Consider the following 15,926-nt stretch of genomic DNA (forward strand, 5'->3'; position numbering starts at 1 on the left):
AGGGACTCGACAATAGGTAGGAAATCAAGCCATGGAGGCCAGCGAGCAGTGGTCCACGGTATCAGGAAATCAGGGCCTAAGCACCCATTTCTTGAGGTTTTCAAAGACAATCAGATCCGCCAAACGTGTTAGGGCTGGTCGCGATCAGTTCGGAATGGCACCGCCGGCAAGCCATCCCCGTTAACCAGATTCACCTCGGGAAACGAAGCAAACGCGTAACGCACGGCGACAGGCTTGGGCACCTCGGCATGGGTCAAACGAACCGTGGTTCCCTCGATCGTCGCCTCGGCAGGCTTCCACTGTCGATCTTTTCCCGCAATCCAGAACGCCGTCGGTGCCTTGCCATCGGTCGTTTTTAAGCCTGCAGCATGCGAGAAATGCACGACGGCCGTCGAACCTTCGACCGTCAACTCTTCGAGCATTGGGCCTGAGTCTTCCACGCTTCCGGGCGAAAGGAGTGCTTGAGCTTTCAGCGCCAATCGCTTCCCTACGGGCCTCTTGTCGGTGGGATGAATGTTGGTCATGTGCCCCAGATCGATCGTAGTTGCCAAGGCCGTGTTGGGAAGTTCCAACAGGCGTGCCTGGGACTCGCGAATCCATGCCCAACCATGCGCGGTCGGATCTTCAACATCCTTCGTGGGACTGCTTCGCGCGATACGTCCAAAGCGTGGCAACATGACGGCCAGCATCTGGAAGTCTGGGTTATCGAATTCCTTTCGAAGAAACTTCGTCCAAACCGAAAGGGTCTCGCCATATTGCTGCATCGTCTCGATCGAGTGCGAGTTCGATTCTCCCTGGTACCAAACCATGCCACGAACGGTCAGCGGAGCTAACGGATGCAGCATCGCGTTGTAAAGAATATTCGGCCGAGTTCGCAGGTAGATGTTGTCGTCCCGTTGCCAGCGTTTGCCGGAAGCCGCTTCGCCAATCAACTTCGCCACACGGTCGTGGTCTTCGGCATCGAATGTTTCCAGCTTCGCTTGAAAATGAGGCAACTGCTTGGCCAGCGATCGCGGCATCCACCCTTCAATGGAGGAACTCCCCCAACATGTTTCGATCACGCCGACCGGCACGTCGAGGGCTTGCTGCAAATCGTAAGCGAATGTGGTCGCCACGGCACTGACCCCAGGGCCGACGATCCATTCGCATTCGCAGCTTTCGCGCGGCTCGAATGAGACGTCCTGCGTGACACGCAAACAGCGGATCGGCAGCGACTTGGCTTTCTCCGCTAAGGAATTGATCTCGGGTATCGACTTATAGCCCATCTGCATGTTGGATTGGCCCGAGCAGATCCATACTTCGCCCACCAGCACATCGCGGCACTCGATCTTTTGGCCAGCACTGGAGGCGGAAAGCACATGGGGGCCGCCCGCTGCGATCGGCTTCAGGTGCAGCATCCACTTGCCGTCGTCATCCACCTCAGCAGAAGCGGTCTGGCCGCTGAATTGCACGTCGACGGTCTCGCGAGGCGTGCCCTTTCCCCAGATGGCAACGGGCATATTTCGCTGCAAAACCATGTGATCCTGGAAGGGTGAGGCCCACGTCAAATCGGCAGATTGGACCTCGTTGTGCGCAAAAGCACACACCACCAGAAGAACCAGACAGAAAAAATTTCGTTTCATAGCAGAAATGAATCCTGGAGAGGGGTCAGCTTGGCATGTTGGGCAGGCAGGTCGTTCTTTCCGGCGTAATTCGAGGGTAAGACCCTCATGCAAACCGGGCAGATGGGGAAGTTTCTGGCGTCAAAATACCAGGTTCGAGGTAGATTAACATTCGTAAACTGCCCCCCAGTCTATTGCATCCAGGCTAAATAGCACGTAAAACTCTGCGCAGATATCCATACAAGATCGCGCACGTCGACGTCCTCTCCCGTGACGAGCCCACCTGCGAAGCCAGCCAATCTATGAGCGAAAAAATTACGATCGGAATTCATTCCGCTTCCTGGACCGAGCATTCTCGACGTGTGCTGCAAGGTCTGCTGAATTACATCGAAGAGTACCCTAACATCCAAGTTCGCGACTTCCGCTTCTCCAGCAACGACCCAGACCTGGCAGGCAATCCGCCATGGACGGGCAAGGTAGATGGCGTGATTGTTTCGGCTGGTCGTAACGCCGGTGTGACGACCTGGCTGCGACGCGGCAAGGTGCCGGTCGTGTTGGCAACCGGTGACATGATCGACTCGGGCATGGTGTCGGTCTATACCGATGTGCACTCGGTCGGTCGTCTGGCGGCAGCTCACCTCACCGACGCAGGCTTCGACCACATTGCGTACATCGGCTATCAGAAATCAGACGGTTCCAAGCGTCGCCGCGAAGGTCTGGCCGACGAGCTCGCCAAACGCGGCATCAAGCTGAAGGCGCTCGCTCTCAAAGAAGCGCCGATGGATGCTTTGGAAAACCAGCGTTACGTTTCGGAATCGACAATCGAAAAGCTGAAGACACTGCTCGAGAAGTCCCCGAAGCCGTTGGCGATTGTGGCTCTGAACGACGTGATTGGCGAATGGGTTGCCAAGTGTGCCCAAGAGCTCGGGTTCTCGATCCCAGATGAAATCGGCGTGCTCGGCGTGGGTGACTCGGAACGTGCCCGCATGGCCGATCCACCACTTTCCAGCGTGCAAACCCCTGGCGTCGAAATCGGCTACCGATGCGCATCGTTGCTGCATTCGATGATCCTAGGCAACACGCCGAAGGAAACAGTCTTCGAGGTACCGGCCCAGACGGTGATTGCCCGGCGTTCGACCGCCGGCTGGAAACGCGCCGCGGTGACCGATATCGATCGGGCAGTGAACTACATCCGCGATCACGCGTGCGATGGCATTCGCCTGAAAGATGTGGCCAGCGCCGTGCGAATTCCGATTCGCACGTTGGAAATCGAATTTAAAAAGCAAATTGGCCGCTCGATGGGGGAAGTCATTCGTGAAGTCCGCCTGGAACGGGTCAAGCAGCTTCTCGAAACGACCAACCTTTCCACGCAACGAATTGCAGCGATGGTGGGCTACAGCCACTACTCGTACCTCAACAAATTGCTGCGGGACGAATTGAATCTGACGCCAAGCCAATACCGCAAACAGCAGCGTAAGGCGAACCAGGAAAGCTAAGGCAATTCAATTGCCGGCCAGTTCCTGAGTGTCCAGCACGGCGACACGGAACGAAAACAACACCCCAGAAGCGGTCTCTACAGTTTTTCCGTAGAGGACCGCTTCATGCTTCTTGTACGTCACTCTGGCCGACAAGTTTTTGCAAAATCGTATCCCTTTTCTCCTCGGCTTTGGCGAAAATTGTCGTGCTGTGGCAGCTTCCACTTTTCAAGCCCAACAACCAGGAGAGCCCCCGATGCGATGGCGAGGACGACGAGGAAGTGACAACGTAGAAGATCGACGATCGGCTCGCGGCCCTGTGATAGCTGGTGGTGGAAGCCTGGTCGGCATTTTGCTGGTAATGGGATTGGTCTGGCTGCTGGGTGGCAATCCGCTGGCCGTGCTACAGGGTGTGCAGAACCAACAAGGTGGCGGAGGGGGAGCTCCGGCCCAGGTCGATCCGCAAGAGGACCAACGAGCTCAGTTCGTTTCCGTGGTCCTGGCCGATACCGAGGAAGTTTGGTCCGAGCAGTTTCAGCAGCTCGGCAATACCTATCGCGACCCAACCCTGGTCATGTTTCGCGATCAGGTTCAATCGGCGTGTGGCTTTCAACAAGCGGCGACTGGCCCGTTCTATTGCCCACTCGACCAGAAGGTTTACATCGACCTCAGTTTCTTCGACGAAATGGAGCAAGGGCTCGGTGCCGGCGGCGACTTCGCCCAGGCCTATGTGATTGCCCATGAAGTCGGGCATCACGTCCAGAACCTGTTGGGTGTGAGCGACAAGGTTCATCGACTGCAAAATCAGACCAGCAAAGAAGAGGCAAACGAGCTTTCGGTGCGGCTCGAACTTCAGGCTGACTTCTACGCTGGCGTGTGGGCTCACCATGCCCAACAGAACTGGAACATCTTGGAAGAGGGGGACGTGGAAGAGGCCCTCAACGCCGCGACCGCCATCGGTGACGATCGTCTGCAGCGGCAGTCGCGGGGGTTCGTTGTGCCGGAATCGTTCACGCACGGAACCTCGAAACAACGGGCCAAATGGTTCTATAAAGGGCTCAAAACCGGGGACATGGAAGCAGGCGATACCTTCAGCATTCCTTATCGAGAGCTGTAAGGCTTTGTGATACGATGGAAGGAACCTCACGTTTTCCCCTTCCCTAGCCATCCATGCCCTAGCACCATGACTCAACCACTTCGCCATCTGCTGTGCCTGTTGTTGACGGTCGTCACTTGTTCGGTCGCCGTCGCGGAAGACTCGGCCAAGTCGGCCCTCGAGACCGATATTCTGTACCTGAACGAAACAGGCCTCGACGACTACGCTCAGAAGCAGTGCCGTCTCGACATTCACTATCCCAATAAGGAAGGCTTTGCGACTGTCGTCTGGTTTCATGGAGGCGGTTTGAGCGGTGGTGACAAGAAGATTCCAAAGTACATGCTCGACCAAGGCTATGCCGTGGTGTCGGCCAACTATCGCCATCATCCGCACGTGAAGTCGCCGGTCTATATCGAAGACGCCGCAGCCGCCTTGGCGTGGACCTTCGCCAACGTCGAGAAGTACGGCGGCGATCCGAACAAGATCTTTGTCAGCGGTCACTCGGCCGGTGGCTATCTTGCCAGTATGTTGACCTTGGACAAACGCTGGATGGAAGCCCACAAGATCGACGCGGACAAGTTGGCTGGTTCGATCCCTTTCAGCGGCCACACGATCACCCACTTCACGATCCGCAAAGAACGTGGCATCGACCAGAACATCGTGGTGGTCGACGATCTGGCTCCGCTGAATCACATTCGCAACGACGCTCCGCCGATCTTACTTTTGGCTGGCGATCGCGAGTTGGAATTCCCAGGTCGCTACGAAGAAAACGCCCTGCTCTGGCGGATGCTGAACGTCGCCAAACATCCTGATGCAGAACTGTACGAGTTGGAAGGCTTCACCCATGGTAACATGGTCGAACCAGGCGTCCTGCTGATGACTTCGTTCATTCGCAAGCACAGCGAGTCGAACTAGCATGCTCGCTAGTCCTTCGAGACCGGTTCGATCCAGAGCATTAGTCCCTGGGTCGGACCTTCAGGCAGACGAAGCCCGCCGCCAGCCCGAGCGCTGACGCGATGCCGCAGCAGCACCACTTTCTCCATCGCTTCCCAACTGCTCTCTCCGTTGGAAAGTACGACTCCGCTGGTTTTGGCGAGTCCCTGGCCTTCGACGTAAGGCTTGGACCATTCACTAATGGACATTGAAAGTCCATTCGACCGGTTAATACTATGGGAAGATCTTGGCTTCGACGGGAAGTCGTGAGTGATGGCTTCACGGTTTGGATCGGTAGATTCAGCATCTACGTACACGCATCCGTAGTCCCCTACGTCGCGATCGATGCGGACAATCACCTCTGACTCTCCCGGTTCCAAATCGATAAATCCTTGGCCACCACCTTCTGGAAGGCCACTTGCCGGGATATCGCCCTTGCGAAAGCAGAGACGATAACGCTGTTCGCTTTCGGGGACGAAGATTCGCCACTGCCAACGATCCTGATTTTCTGCTGAATTAGGGATCGCTCGGGCAAAGATCTTATTGCGATCGTAGATCGTGATCTCGGTCATCTGCGATTTGTAGAACTCGGCCTCTTGCCTGGCCGCCATCATCTTGGCGTGGGCACTGCGTTCCCGTTGGATCAAATGGACCTGCGAAGCCGCCATCGCAACCAGTGCCATCAACAGAATGATTGTCGACAGCGAGAACTGCCACCGCTTGCCGGTCGCCTCCGATGGAGGCGATGGAGATCCTACGGACGATGCGCCCTCTTCAGAGAACATTTCAGGCCCTCCCATAGCCAATTGGAGCTCCTTGTTTGTCTCGCTTTAATTATTCCGTCGCCGTTTCTGCCAAATGCTTCTTCAGGAAGCGAAGGACCGGGGTTCGGTTCTCGCCTTGATAGAAGACGTCGCCGCCATGGCCACCGCCGGGTACAACAATCAATTCCAATGGCAGATTGGCATCGCCATAGACTTGTTGAATTCGCTCGGATTGATCCAGCAGGACGGTGTTGTCCTTGTCACCATGCAGCACCAGAAACGGCGGATCGTCTTGCGTAACATGGAATGCTGCCGAGGCCTGTTTGGCAAGTTCGACTTTCTGGTCCGCTCCGCCGCCGAGCAGTTTGTAAACGACCGAACCTTCTTGGTTCGCCCGGTGCGGCTGCGTTTTCGATCGTAGAATGAAGTCGGTCGCACCGTAGTAATCAACGACACAGACAACACGCGAAGACTGATCGAGATTGCCGCCAACATCACCTTCCAGTGGCTTCACATCGCCCGAGGTTCCGACCAGCGCTGCGAGATGCCCGCCGGCACTCGAACCGGCAACGGCGATTTTATCGGATGAATAGCCATACTGATCGGCGTGGGCCCGTAACCAGCGAATGGCCCCTTTGCAGTCGTGGATCTGGGCCGGGAAGGTTGCCTTATCCGTCAGGCGATACGAAATGCTGGCCACGGCGAAGCCTTCTTTGGTCAGCCATTGCAGCGGGCAACTCGCTTTGCTCCCGGCATGCCAACCGCCGCCATGGATCCACACAATCAGCGGGGCGTTCTTTTCCACCGGCAAGTAAAGATCGATCTTCAAGCTGTGCCCGTCGACGTTGGCGAACTCCAGATTTTTGATAATGCGGGATTTCTCTTCAGCACCAACAAGGGTCGGCAATAGCAGCCAGAGACCAACAATCGACAGAATCGTAAGACGATGCATGGAGTGAAATCCTTCCAGGGCAGGCAATGATGGAGCATGGGTTCGGGAGAGGACGATCATAAGGTGACCACTTTCTAATTTCCACCAATTTGGGCGAAACAAATCTCTCGCACTCCGGTTTAAGAACCGATATACTGCTAAACCAGTAGAATATACCTACCGGAGTTCGCCCCCGATGATTTTGAAAAACCAGTTCGCGCTATTGCTCTTTTTTGCGATTGCTTTGGGCTCTGCCCCGATGCTGGCTCAGTTCGCCCCAAGATTTCGGCAGCACGATACCAATCAGTCGCGTGGCTTGCGTTTGGTTCCCGCCGATTCGCGGCCCCCAGGTGCCAGCCAGGTTTCGATTGAAGTGGTCGGTAGCAAGCGAATCATTCAATCCAATGGCATACCAGATCATCAGACCGGGGCGTTCCCGAACCATGGCAATCCCAACGGTATCTCGCAGCAACAATACGCTTATCGCGTGGCCGCAAATCCGAAGCCGGCCGATCGCATCACTCCGCTAGGCATGCAGAACTTTGGGATCGGAGTGAACGGAATTCCGTTCGACCCAGGCGCCGCGGAATGGTTCCATGGCGATCCTCGCGGTGGCTGGCAGTATGAAGCCCTCTCCGGCGCGGTTCCGCTGGGCATCGATACGAACCATGCCCACGTTCAACCAACCGGTGCCTATCACTACCATGGCTTGCCCAGTGGTCTGCTGAAGAGCTTGAAAGTCGTACGTGGTCAACACTCGCCGATCGTCGGCTGGGCAGCGGATGGATTTCCGATTTATGCGCTGTATGGCTACCAGGATGCGAACAATCCCGAGAGTGAGATTGTCGAACTGAAGAGTTCTTATCGTTTGAAGCGTGGCGATCGTCCGCGTGGCAATGGCAACCCAGGCGGGCAATACGACGGAAGTTTTCTGGCGGACTACGAGTTCGTCGAAGGTGCCGGCGACCTCGACGAGTGCAACGGACGGTTTGGCGTGACGCCCGACTATCCGGAAGGGACCTATGCGTATTACCTGAGCGATCAATGGCCGGTCATTCCGCGCAACTTCCGTGGCGAACCTTCTAGCGACTTCGACCGAGGTGGTCCCGGACAACAAGGTCCACCAGGAGGTCAACGCCGTCCCGGCTTCGGTCCTCCACCGCCACGTCCCCGTCGATAATCGTCCCCGGCAGGAAGCTCTCGACCGTGAATCCAACCAAAATATTGTTTATCTGTTCCCGAAATCTATGGCGTAGTCCTACGGCAGAGCGGATCTATTGCAACGATCCGCGACTCGCGGTTCGGTCGCGCGGCCTCAGTCCAAGGGCCGCGCGACGAATCTCGCCGCAAGATTTAGACTGGGCCGATGTAATCATGGTGATGGAACAAGAACACCTTGCCCGGTTACGATCGAGCTTTCGTAATCGCCTGGTCGGGCGCACGCTGCATGTGCTCGACATCCCTGACCGCTTCCAGTTCATGGATCCACGACTGGTGAAAACGATCGAAGAGCGTGTCGAGTCGTTCCTCTCAGAGCAGAAAGCTGGCTGACGCCTACCAGGCAATCAGTTGATTACCTTGCCATCTTTCACTTCCAGCTTGAACAGCCGCGCGGCGTTTTGCCACAAGATCAGTTCGAGGCTCTTATCAGGCAGTCCGAGTCCACGGATGAACTTCAAGTAGCTCTTCATCCCGCAGATCGGCCAATCGGTGCCATAAAGCAAATAGCGAGGCTCGCCAGCATAAAGAATCATCTGGCGAATCTCTTGCAGCATGAACTGCTCGAAGCGGTCCTCGAACTCACCCAGCACCAGACCACTGATGTCGGCGTGGGCATTCTCGTTCTTATAGACCACCTCCATGCAGTCGCGAATCCAGGGATTGCCGACGTGGCAGATCACCAGCTTCAAATCAGGGAAGTCGACCGCGACATCATCGACGTGCAATGGATGCGAGTACCGCACCTTGCCCGTAGGACTGTAGGTATCGCCGCTATGGATCATCACCGGCACGTCGAATTCCATCGCCAGGTCGTAGATCACCTGAAGCCGACGATCGTGCGGATAGAACGGTTCATACCCTGGGTATAGCTTCAAGCCTTTTACTAGGCCATCAGCTAAGAAGTCGGCGATTTCGCGAAGATCGCGTTGTTGATAGTGCAGATAGCTAATGCCCGCCACGACGGCGATGTTGTCGAGATCGCGGGTCGCGTTCACCACGTCACGGGTTGCTGGCCGATGAGGTGTAATCTTGTACGAACTGAGCACCAAGGCATAGTCGACATTGTTGGCGTCCATGTCGGTTTGAAGGTTCTCGAGGCACTCGTCAATCGAACGGACTTTTTCTTCGTGATAGTTATTCAGGTGGGTGTGGCAATCAATGATCATCTTGGCTCCTCTTGGAAGATCCCAGAAGTGGCATGTTGTTACCCGCCAAGGTAAGCAAATTCCATTCCGAAGAGGAGGGAGAAAATTATCCCTTCGATCACGATAGATGAAGTCGATTTTATCTTCGCTTCATCTTCGGCTTAGGTGACCGTGGAACAATGGTGACATGCCAATCAAGATGGTCGGCAAAGAAACACCATAAAGCCACCCAAACGAACCGGGCCAACCCGATTCGATCTGCTTGCCGGCACTCCCCGCCGGCAGGCATTTTTTAAGATGCTTGCGCGAAGGATGGCCGTTCGAACAGCAGCGAGCGGTCATCCTTCCACCTGCCTGAAAACGATCGCTACTTGGCGTCGACGACCGTGCGATCTTGAGAGTCACGGTACTTCTTCAGCTCGAATGCCAACGTTGCGACTGCGGCGACAATCACCGCTACGTCGTCCGTTAAACCCACCAGCGGTAACAGATCCGGGATCCCATCCAGCGGCGAGACCAGATAAAGCACCGCGCCGATAGCAATCGCCTTCGACGTCCAACTTGCTTTCGGATCGACGACCATTCGCCATAAGGCTAAGACGTCGTCCCAGATTTTACGGACCGGGCCGCGATGCATTCCCTGCAGCTTCTCGCGCAGTTCATTGATGTCGGCCGACTTCGCCCGCTTCGCGTATTCATTCAATCGATCGTAAGCTTCTGCACTCATATTTTGTTTGCTCCTGGCACATCAGGAATCGTAGAGGTCCCTGACGCGATGTCCAGCGATGGCCTTCAGGGAATAGGCCGGGGGATCTTTCCCTGAAACTATTCGCAACTAGAGAGCCATTCTTGGGGTGTTTCCCCAAAAAATAGTTCGATCCCCGCGAAAAATTCCCCAACTGCAATCGCAGACAGGCCTTAAACAGGCTCGGCTTCACTCGCGACCATCAAACCAATCAATCGATCGAGCGAACCTTTTAACTGGAGTAGCTCGTCCAGCGAATCGGCAGGCACGCCCTCCATTAGTTTCTGAGGGATACCGGCACACTTCCCTCGCAGCTTTCGCCCTGCTGTGGTCAATGCGACTTCAACCACGCGTTCATCATCGGCGTTGCGGGCCCGAGTCACGTAGCCAAGTTGCTCGAGCCGCTTCAGAAGTGGCGTCAAGGTATTGCTGTTGAGCATCACGCGTTGCCCCACCTGCGAAACACTGCAAGGCGCGTCTTCCCACAGCACCAGCAGGACCACGTACTGCGGATAAGTCAGACCGAGCGGTTCCAGTAAGGGCTGATAGGCACGCGTCATCAGCCGCGACGCGGCGTACAGCGAAAAGCACAACTGCGAATCCAGACGTAATAAGCTGGCTTGAGAGGATTGGTTGCAGGTTTTCATCGTCACTTCCCCAAGGCTTCGCGTACGGCCGGCTCAAGTTTATCGGGCTTGGTGGTCGGAGCAAATCGCTGCAACGGCTTCCCATCGCGGCCCAGGAGAAACTTCGTGAAGTTCCACTTGATGCGACTGCCGAGCATGCCTGGCAGCTTCGATTTCAGCCATTGAAAGATCGGATGGGCTTCACCACCGTTCACCAACGTTTTCTCGAACATCGGAAAGCTAACGCCGTAGTTCAGCACACAACCTGACTCGATCGATTCGCCGTCGCCCGGCTCTTGGTTGCCGAACTGATTGCAGGGAAACCCCAGGATCACCAGCCCATCGTCCTGGTACTTCTTGTAAAGCTCTTCGAGCCCGGCATACTGCGGCGTCAAGCCACACTTGCTGGCTGTGTTGACCACGAGTACGACCTTCCCTTCGTACTGGGCCATGTCGACATCTTCGCCACGCAGCGAGTTGGCATGAAAGTCATAGAACTGCGGGTCTTCAGACGCCATGGAATCTCCTCCGAACAACATCACTGTAGTCTTCCGCGATTAAATCGCACGCGATCTAATTATCCACAAGTAGGGTTTTAAAGCAATCTAATTAGCTTGACAGATTGCCGACTCTCAGGAGATTCAAGAGCCGTGGCGTTCTGGTCAACCCCTTCAACTGACCGCCAACATGGACACTTCGTCATTGGGGGAGGCCAACCGTCCAGATTAAGCACCGATCGCCGCGTCAGTTCTCAACCGTAAAAAATGATTGGCAACTCATGCTCCAGCCCAATTTGGCAGGCAGTTTCCAGTGTGCTAAAGCCATCCTGAATGAACTGTTTTGCTTCATCCGCGACCGCAGGATCATCGGAGGCAGGCAACAATGGCTTGAGCGTCGCCAGTTCCCTGCTGATCGCCGGGATGGAACCGAACGAGTGAAAGAACTCGTAACCACCCCAAACCTGATATGGTTCGACCTGAGCGACGCGATCGAACGCCACCGGCACGAGATAGCCGTTGTGGCAGTTATGCTCGACAAGGTGCTGAAACCGTGGCGGTGGCGGTTCTTCTCGCAGCATGACCGGATGTTCGTAGTAGTTGCCTCGCGGGCTATGCTCGAAACAGGGAATCGCTTCCCGTAGATCGAGCCACTGGGCATAGGCTCTTAACGCAACGAATCCGTAGGCCGCTTGTTCCGCCAAGACAACTTCGCCGTCGTCACTCCATGCCAGATCGCAATCGAGTTGCCGAGCAGCGGCAGCGATGATCTGCTTGGCTTGACGTTTGGCTTTCCAACGTTTCCACAGTTGGACCGGCGAAAAGGAGCGTCGCGGCTTGACTGGGGTTTGGGCGTCTGAATCGTCGAGCCACGATTCCAAAGGCGAGTCGTACTCCCCTGCTTTGAATCGCCACAGCGGCATGACGTAGATATCGAGTGTCATTGGTCGCGTTGCCTCAGGGTTCTATCGAGCGCAAAAGTAAGGCCCGCCATCGGGCGGGCCTTGAATCGCTGAATTTCGCTTCGGCTTAGTAAGCGCGAGGCGTGACTCGACCTTGGACGCGGCTTGGCAGGCCCTGGATTCGCAGGAAACCTTCGGCGTCGTCCTGGTTGTAGCTACCGCCACCTTCCATCGTGGCGATTCCTTCGTCGTAGAGGCTCGTTTCGCTCGAACGGCTGTCGACGATGATGTTGCCTTTGTAAAGCTTGAAGGTCACTTCGCCGGTGCACTTCTCCATCGCGTTGGCAATGAAGGCCAGCAGGGCGTCCATCTTGGCGTTGTACCAGAAACCGTTGTAAACGTCTTCGGCGACGATCGACTTCAACTGATCACGCAGGTGAATCAGGTCGCGGTCCAAGGTCAACTGTTCGACGTTCAGCAGGGCATCGTACAGGATGGTCATGCCTGGGGCTTCGTACACGCCGCGGCTCTTCATACCGACGAAGCGGTTTTCGACCATGTCGATTCGGCCCACGCCATTACGGCCGCCGATCTCGTTCAGCTTGGTGACCATTTCCAGGGCGGTGCATTTCTCGCCATTGACGTGGGTTGGCACACCCTTCTCGACCTTGATGGTCACGGTTTCGGCCTGGTCCGGAGCTTCCTGCGGGCTGACGGTCATGCCGAAGTCGACCAGTTCAACACCGTTGACGCCGAGGTCTTCCAGTTCGCCAGCTTCATAGCTGATGTGCAGGCAGTTTTCGTCGCTGCTGTAAGGCTTGGCGGTCGAAGCCTTGACGGGGATGTTCTTTTCGTTGCAGTAGGCGATCAGTTCGGTTCGGCCTGGGAATGCCTTACGGAACTTTTCGATACGCCAAGGAGCGATCACCTTCACGGTTGGATCAAGTGCTTCGGCAGCCAACTGGAAGCGGCACTGATCGTTACCCTTACCGGTCGCACCGTGAGCATAGGCATCGGCACCCACTTCGCGGGCAACCTGCAGACACAGCTTCGAGATCAGCGGGCGAGCGATCGAGGTACCCAGCAAGTAGATCGATTCGTACTTAGCTTGCCACTGCAGCACTGGGAAGGCGAAGTCACGGCACATTTCTTCTCGACCATCGACAATCCGAGCCGACACGGCACCGCAGTCCTTGGCCTTCTGCAGAATCGCTTCGCGGTCTTCACAAGGCTGCCCCAAGTCGACGTACACGGCATGGACGTCATACCCTTCATCTTGAAGCCATCCCAAGATGACCGAAGTATCGAGACCCCCAGAGTAAGCAAGGACACAGCTTGGCATTTTGATGCTCGCAGGCGAATGGACCGTGAAACTGAAAACCGCCTCGGTTCAAAGCACCGCTGCCGAGCGGGCCAGATACCAGGCAAACCAGGAATTTCACTTCCCCTAGGAAAGTGGAGAAGCCCCTGGAACAAGAGGTTTATTCTCGACTAGGGGGTCCGTGATGGCAAGGGGCAGTTTGGGTAGCTTTCCACGTACGGCACGCCCCCCAGATGGCAACCTGAGGGGACTTATTCCGCCGGCACGTGTTCCCGCTATTTCTTTCCACCAAGTTCCAGATCGTTTTGACGGACCTCTCGCAGCTTCTTGGCCAATCGCTGCTGGAAATCGGCCACGATCTTGGCATGCTTCGGATCGCTCGCCAGGTTGTGGAACTGCCCAGGATCTTTCTCCATGTCGAACAGTTCGATCCCCCCTTTGCCGTTCTCTTGATACTGGATGAACGCCCACTTGTCGGTCCGCAGTAGGAAGCCCTTTTGCATCGGCGAGACGTTCAGCACTTCATCATAGACCGTTGCCTTCGGATCTTTTAGCAGTGGTGTGATGTCTTTGCCTTGCAGCCGCTCTGGCACGTTCAATCCACAAAGGGAGGCGGTTGTTGGATAGAGATCAAGCAGCTGCGTGAGCGAATCGCAGACGGAGGGCTTCATGCCCGGCACTTTGATGATCAGCGGAACACTGGCCGACTCTTCGTGCAGGCTCACCTTCGCCCAGAAGTCGTGCTGGCCGAGATGAAAGCCGTGATCGCTGGTGAAGATGACGATCGTATTGTCGGCCTGGCCGCTGGCCTCCAGGGCATCGAGCACCTTGCCGACCTGGGCGTCCAAAAACGAAACCGCGCCGTAGTAACCACCAACCGCCTTCTTCTGCTGCCGAACATCCATCTTCATGTTCTTGCTGGTCTTGTAGTTGATGCCCATCTTCGGGATGTCGTCCCAATCGCCAGGCACCTTCGGCGGTAGTTGCTGATCGTCGTACGGCTTGTAGTTTTCCATATACTTCCGCGGCGCGACGAACGGCACATGAGGGCGCACGAATCCAACCGCCAGAAAGAAAGGCTTGTCGGCGTTGGCATGCGTCTGGATTAGTTCGACCGCCTTGGCCGCCGTCTTGCCGTCGCTATGCACCAGATCGTCGCCGTCTGCTTCGACGACGACAAACGTGTTGCCACCCACCACCGGGCGTTTGCCGTCGGGGTTTCCTTCGAGCGTTTCGCCGTCGCCTGGGGCTTTCCATTCAGGGCCAGGCGAGTTGAAGCGTTCATTCCACGAAATCGGATCGTCAGTGCCGTCACTCCCCTCTTCGATTCCGCCTGGCACACCCATATGAAAGATCTTGCTCACGCGAGCCGTATGGTAGCCATGATCTTTAAAGTGCTGCGGCCACATCGCTCGCTCGCCAATCTGCGGTCTTGGGCTAACGTAACCAAACACGCCGGTTGCGTGAGGATAGTAGCCTGAAAGAAACGAGGCCCGGCTCGGCCCGCAATAGGTCGCATTGCAGTAGGCTCGCGTGAAACGAGTTCCTTCCCCTGCGAGTCGATCCAGATTCGGCGTCTGGCAAACCGTGTTGCCATAGCACGAAAGCGCCGTCGGTGTGAGATCGTCCGAGATGATGAACAATACGTTCATCGGACGATCGGCGGCGGACAGAGCGTTGGAAAAACAACCGAAGATGGCAGCGACAAGCAAGAGCGGACGAATCATCGAAAAGCAATCCATGGCAGGCGAACAGCGATCAGGCGGGCAAACGAAAATGGCTTTCTGTTTTCAATCTACACCAACCGAGGCTCTCTGGATTCTGTCAGGAAAAAAATCGTGCTATGCTCTGGCGAGAAACGCCTGACACCTGCACTCGCCGAGGCAACTGCGTGGAAGACACCAACGCAAACAATCCGCCAGACAATCCCTTCCAATCCCCCGCTGTTGCGGTGGAAGCGACAGAAGCGTCGAAATCTTCGAGGCTGCTTGACTTCAGGTTAGTTGCCCTTTGCATGCTGATCGGAGCGGCGTTTAAGCTGGGGCTGGTGTTCCCGATCTTTTCCATCGCCGAGCAACCCCTGGCGTTGGGAATGCATGGCGTCTCGGGCGCGATCTACGGACTGGGGATCGCACTGTTAGTCGATGCGATTGCAAGGAACCGATTCTCCCAGTTGATGCCCGGACATTGGCGTCTGATTGCACTCTCAACGACGCTCATCACCGAGGGTGCCTGGATCAGCATTTCTTATCTGCAGAGCGGACTGGAAGATAGCACCGATATGGAATCAGCCTATTCCCAGTGGGAGGCGGCTTACTTGATTTCTTTCGGCATCGGCAACTTACTGGCCGCCATCTTCTATGGCTTTGTCGTGAAGACCACGAGAGAAGGAGAAGGCTGGCGATCGTATGCGTGGATCTCGCTGACTTACTTCGGGCTTTTGACGTTGGGAGAGCCGCTCTACTTCACGGGCCTGTTGCCATCGGTGGGAATGGGTCCGTATATGCTGGCCAAGGTAATGCTCTCTGGCGTGACGCTGGTGATCATGCTGGTGAATATTGCCCTCGACCTGCGCGATCGCCGGCGACGCGATGTCTATCACTACATTGGCATCCTGCTGGTGTTGTTCTGGTGGCTGCTCTTCCCGGCAGGGATGTAAACCATTTTCC

General features: G+C 56.0%; 16 protein-coding genes. 6 read left to right on the forward strand and 10 right to left on the reverse strand.

Annotated elements, in window-relative coordinates:
- Nucleotides 1-128: 128 nt before the first annotated feature.
- Entirely contained in the window at nt 129-1,622 is a 1,494-nt protein-coding gene (locus ABD890_RS06830; protein ID WP_345087189.1) for a sialate O-acetylesterase, read from the reverse strand.
- Between the two features lie 281 nt (nt 1,623-1,903).
- On the opposite strand from ABD890_RS06830, the gene ABD890_RS06835 reads away from it, so the two are divergent.
- The 3 genes from ABD890_RS06835 (at nt 1,904) to ABD890_RS06845 (ending at nt 5,087) form a co-directional block, all read left to right on the forward strand.
- Entirely contained in the window at nt 1,904-3,097 is a 1,194-nt protein-coding gene (locus ABD890_RS06835; protein ID WP_345087191.1) for a substrate-binding domain-containing protein, read from the forward strand.
- A 235-nt stretch (nt 3,098-3,332) separates the two neighbouring features.
- Complete coding sequence (gene ypfJ, locus ABD890_RS06840; RefSeq protein ID WP_345087193.1) at nt 3,333-4,193, forward strand: KPN_02809 family neutral zinc metallopeptidase; 861 nt, start codon at nt 3,333-3,335, stop codon at nt 4,191-4,193.
- Nucleotides 4,194-4,259: 66 nt separating this feature from the next.
- Nucleotides 4,260-5,087, forward strand: a complete 828-nt coding sequence (locus ABD890_RS06845; protein WP_345087195.1) for an alpha/beta hydrolase — start codon at nt 4,260-4,262, stop codon at nt 5,085-5,087.
- 8 nt (nt 5,088-5,095) lie between these two features.
- On the opposite strand, the gene ABD890_RS06850 is transcribed toward ABD890_RS06845, so the two are convergent.
- Together ABD890_RS06850 and ABD890_RS06855 are read right to left on the reverse strand one after the other, a co-directional pair.
- The gene (locus ABD890_RS06850) at nt 5,096-5,890 is read right to left on the reverse strand and encodes a hypothetical protein (protein WP_345087197.1); all 795 of its coding nucleotides are present in this window, start codon (nt 5,888-5,890) and stop codon (nt 5,096-5,098) included.
- Nucleotides 5,891-5,939: 49 nt separating this feature from the next.
- Entirely contained in the window at nt 5,940-6,821 is an 882-nt protein-coding gene (locus ABD890_RS06855; protein ID WP_345087199.1) for an alpha/beta hydrolase fold domain-containing protein, read from the reverse strand.
- A gap of 175 nt (nt 6,822-6,996) precedes the next feature.
- Here ABD890_RS06855 and ABD890_RS06860 point away from each other — a divergent pair, with 175 nt between their 5' ends.
- Nucleotides 6,997-7,980 carry a YHYH protein gene (locus ABD890_RS06860; protein ID WP_345087201.1) on the forward strand — a complete coding sequence of 328 codons (984 nt, stop codon included), beginning with the start codon at nt 6,997-6,999 and terminating at the stop codon, nt 7,978-7,980.
- Nucleotides 7,981-8,174: 194 nt separating this feature from the next.
- On the forward strand, nt 8,175-8,351 hold the full coding sequence (locus ABD890_RS06865) for a hypothetical protein (protein ID WP_345087203.1): 177 nt from the start codon (nt 8,175-8,177) through the stop codon (nt 8,349-8,351).
- Between the two features lie 14 nt (nt 8,352-8,365).
- Here the strand turns inward: ABD890_RS06865 and ABD890_RS06870 are convergent, their stop codons facing one another.
- The 7 genes from ABD890_RS06870 to ABD890_RS06900 form a co-directional block, all read right to left on the reverse strand.
- Nucleotides 8,366-9,187 (reverse strand): amidohydrolase family protein, encoded by an 822-nt coding sequence (locus ABD890_RS06870; protein ID WP_345087204.1) that lies wholly within the window; start codon nt 9,185-9,187, stop codon nt 8,366-8,368.
- A 346-nt stretch (nt 9,188-9,533) separates the two neighbouring features.
- Nucleotides 9,534-9,893, reverse strand: coding sequence for a YkvA family protein (locus ABD890_RS06875; RefSeq protein WP_345087206.1), 360 nt, complete (start codon nt 9,891-9,893; stop codon nt 9,534-9,536).
- 191 nt (nt 9,894-10,084) lie between these two features.
- Nucleotides 10,085-10,558, reverse strand: coding sequence for a MarR family winged helix-turn-helix transcriptional regulator (locus ABD890_RS06880; RefSeq protein WP_345087208.1), 474 nt, complete (start codon nt 10,556-10,558; stop codon nt 10,085-10,087).
- Between the two features lie 2 nt (nt 10,559-10,560).
- A complete protein-coding gene (locus ABD890_RS06885) occupies nt 10,561-11,055 on the reverse strand; it encodes a glutathione peroxidase (protein WP_345087210.1) in 495 nt (164 codons plus the stop codon).
- 233 nt (nt 11,056-11,288) lie between these two features.
- Nucleotides 11,289-11,978, reverse strand: a complete 690-nt coding sequence (locus tag ABD890_RS06890) for a hypothetical protein (protein WP_345087212.1) — start codon at nt 11,976-11,978, stop codon at nt 11,289-11,291.
- Between the two features lie 85 nt (nt 11,979-12,063).
- The gene (locus tag ABD890_RS06895) at nt 12,064-13,278 is read right to left on the reverse strand and encodes an argininosuccinate synthase (RefSeq protein ID WP_345087214.1); all 1,215 of its coding nucleotides are present in this window, start codon (nt 13,276-13,278) and stop codon (nt 12,064-12,066) included.
- 254 nt (nt 13,279-13,532) lie between these two features.
- On the reverse strand, nt 13,533-14,984 hold the full coding sequence (locus ABD890_RS06900; protein WP_373355940.1) for a sulfatase: 1,452 nt from the start codon (nt 14,982-14,984) through the stop codon (nt 13,533-13,535).
- A gap of 164 nt (nt 14,985-15,148) precedes the next feature.
- Between ABD890_RS06900 and ABD890_RS06905 the strand changes: the two genes are divergently transcribed.
- Complete coding sequence (locus ABD890_RS06905) at nt 15,149-15,916, forward strand: hypothetical protein (protein WP_345087216.1); 768 nt, start codon at nt 15,149-15,151, stop codon at nt 15,914-15,916.
- The last annotated feature ends 10 nt before the right edge of the window (nt 15,917-15,926 follow it).

The organism is Bremerella cremea (assembly GCF_039541315.1).
GTDB lineage: Bacteria > Planctomycetota > Planctomycetia > Pirellulales > Pirellulaceae > Bremerella > Bremerella cremea.

Bases quoted from the DNA above. Each gene is read 5' to 3' on its own strand.
- ABD890_RS06830 (WP_345087189.1), bottom strand. From the start codon at position 1,622: ATGAAACGAAATTTTTTCTGTCTGGTTCTTCTGGTGGTGTGTGCTTTT.
- ABD890_RS06835 (WP_345087191.1), top strand. From the start codon at position 1,904: ATGAGCGAAAAAATTACGATCGGAATTCATTCCGCTTCCTGGACCGAG.
- ypfJ (WP_345087193.1), top strand. From the start codon at position 3,333: ATGCGATGGCGAGGACGACGAGGAAGTGACAACGTAGAAGATCGACGA.
- ABD890_RS06845 (WP_345087195.1), top strand. From the start codon at position 4,260: ATGACTCAACCACTTCGCCATCTGCTGTGCCTGTTGTTGACGGTCGTC.
- ABD890_RS06850 (WP_345087197.1), bottom strand. From the start codon at position 5,890: ATGTTCTCTGAAGAGGGCGCATCGTCCGTAGGATCTCCATCGCCTCCA.
- ABD890_RS06855 (WP_345087199.1), bottom strand. From the start codon at position 6,821: ATGCATCGTCTTACGATTCTGTCGATTGTTGGTCTCTGGCTGCTATTG.
- ABD890_RS06860 (WP_345087201.1), top strand. From the start codon at position 6,997: ATGATTTTGAAAAACCAGTTCGCGCTATTGCTCTTTTTTGCGATTGCT.
- ABD890_RS06865 (WP_345087203.1), top strand. From the start codon at position 8,175: ATGGTGATGGAACAAGAACACCTTGCCCGGTTACGATCGAGCTTTCGT.
- ABD890_RS06870 (WP_345087204.1), bottom strand. From the start codon at position 9,187: ATGATCATTGATTGCCACACCCACCTGAATAACTATCACGAAGAAAAA.
- ABD890_RS06875 (WP_345087206.1), bottom strand. From the start codon at position 9,893: ATGAGTGCAGAAGCTTACGATCGATTGAATGAATACGCGAAGCGGGCG.
- ABD890_RS06880 (WP_345087208.1), bottom strand. From the start codon at position 10,558: ATGAAAACCTGCAACCAATCCTCTCAAGCCAGCTTATTACGTCTGGAT.
- ABD890_RS06885 (WP_345087210.1), bottom strand. From the start codon at position 11,055: ATGGCGTCTGAAGACCCGCAGTTCTATGACTTTCATGCCAACTCGCTG.
- ABD890_RS06890 (WP_345087212.1), bottom strand. From the start codon at position 11,978: ATGACACTCGATATCTACGTCATGCCGCTGTGGCGATTCAAAGCAGGG.
- ABD890_RS06895 (WP_345087214.1), bottom strand. From the start codon at position 13,278: ATGCCAAGCTGTGTCCTTGCTTACTCTGGGGGTCTCGATACTTCGGTC.
- ABD890_RS06900 (WP_373355940.1), bottom strand. From the start codon at position 14,984: ATGATTCGTCCGCTCTTGCTTGTCGCTGCCATCTTCGGTTGTTTTTCC.